This is a genomic window from Microcoleus sp. OTE_8_concoct_300 (assembly GCF_031383065.1).
Taxonomy (GTDB): Bacteria; Cyanobacteriota; Cyanobacteriia; order Cyanobacteriales; family Microcoleaceae; genus Microcoleus.
On the sequence record NZ_JANMZH010000242.1, the window covers coordinates 1 to 1,631 of the forward strand.

Genomic DNA, 1,631 nt, shown 5'->3' on the forward strand with positions numbered 1-1,631 from the left:
GCCGGCACGCCTGCAATCGGAGAGGCGATCGCCCTCGGTGCAGCAATCGATTATCTTAGTAACATTGGCATGGATAAGATTCACGCTTACGAAGCAGAATTGACTGCTTATATGTTCCAACAATTGCGGCAAATTCCCGAGATTAAAATCTACGGGCCGCAGCCAGACAGCAACGGCGAAGGTAGGGCAGCTTTGGCGGCATTTACTGCGGGAGAAATTCACTCTCAAGACTTGTCTACCATGTTAGATCAGGAGGGAGTCGCGATTCGTTCCGGGCATCACTGCACGCAAGCTTTGCACCGCTATTTGAACGTTTCATCTACGGCGCGGGCGAGTTTGTATTTTTACAATACTCGCGAGGAGATTGATGTGTTTGTGAAAGCGTTGAAAGAGACGATCGACTTTTTTGCTGGGATTATGGGATAAGTTAATTAGTGATTGAAATGGCTTTTTTTTAACCGCAGATGTAGGCAGATGAACACGGATGAACGCAGATGAAGAAAAAATCTAAATTTGTCAATATCGCTCTTTATTCATCCGCGTTCATCAGCGTCTATCCGCCTACATCTGCGGTTAAAAAAAGATTAGCCCAACTAAAACTCCCTAATCTCAGGATGAACAAACTGATAACCAGCCGCCTTAATCTTTTGATTCGACACCCTCGCATTATTGGGATAAGTTAATTAGTGATTGAAATGGCTTTTTTTTGAACCGCAGATGTCGGCAGATGAACACGGATGAACGCAGATGAAGAAAAAATCTAAATCTGTCAATATCGCTCTTTCTTCATCCGCGTTCATCAGCGTCTATCCGCCTACATCTGCGGTCAAAAAAAGATTAGCCCAACTAAAACTCCCTAATCTCAGGATGAACAAACTGATAACCAGCCGCCTTAATCTTTTGATTCGACACCCTAGCATTATAAGGCCGGACGCTAGGACTTCCATCCCAAGAAACTTGAGGCAGATTGTGAGTTTCAAAAATGCGATCGAGCAATTCGCGACTGGATAGCGACACATCCCCGACTAAATTGTAAATTCCCTGCAATCGATTTTCTAAAGCAAAGGTTAACCCCCCAACAACATCATCCCGATGCACCCAATTAGTAACATCTTCCCCCCTACCGGGACGAGTGATCCCAGCCCAGCCTCCAAAGATTTTAACTAATTCTCGCCCTGGCCCATAAATTCCTCCCAAACGGAGAATGCAGACTTGAAGATTTGGACTAGATGCTGCTAATAAAACCCGTTCTGTTTCGGCGAGAATTTCACCGTTGGGATTAGCCGGCGCAACGGGAGAATCTTCATTGACCAATTCACCAAGGCGATCGCCATACACAGAATAAGTACCCGTATAAATAACCTGCTTTACTGTCGGTATCTGCTGTAAAACCGATACTAAAGTTGTCGCAGTATCTATATAACTTTCCCGATAAGTATGAGGATTTCGGACACCGACGCACAGCATAACAGCATCTTGTTCTTGCAGTACAGAGGCGATCGCATCTTTGTCATTTCCTTTGAGCACGGCTACCCGCTGCGCGACACCCTCCAACTCAACTACTCGCGTCGCCGTCGTAGTTGTCGCGGTCACGGTACAATCAGATTTGCCGCGTAAATATTTGGCTGTCG

General features: G+C 45.8%; 2 protein-coding genes. One reads left to right on the plus strand and one right to left on the minus strand.

Annotated elements, in window-relative coordinates:
* Positions 1 to 426: aminotransferase class V-fold PLP-dependent enzyme (locus ACUVJL_RS11605; protein ID WP_445245983.1), on the plus strand; the 426-nt coding region annotated here is incomplete at its 5' end.
* 420 nt (positions 427 to 846) lie between these two features.
* Here the strand turns inward: ACUVJL_RS11605 and ACUVJL_RS11610 are convergent.
* Positions 847 to 1,631, minus strand: a 785-nt coding sequence (locus ACUVJL_RS11610) for an NAD-dependent epimerase/dehydratase family protein (protein ID WP_445245984.1), incomplete at its 5' end; no start/stop codon positions are given.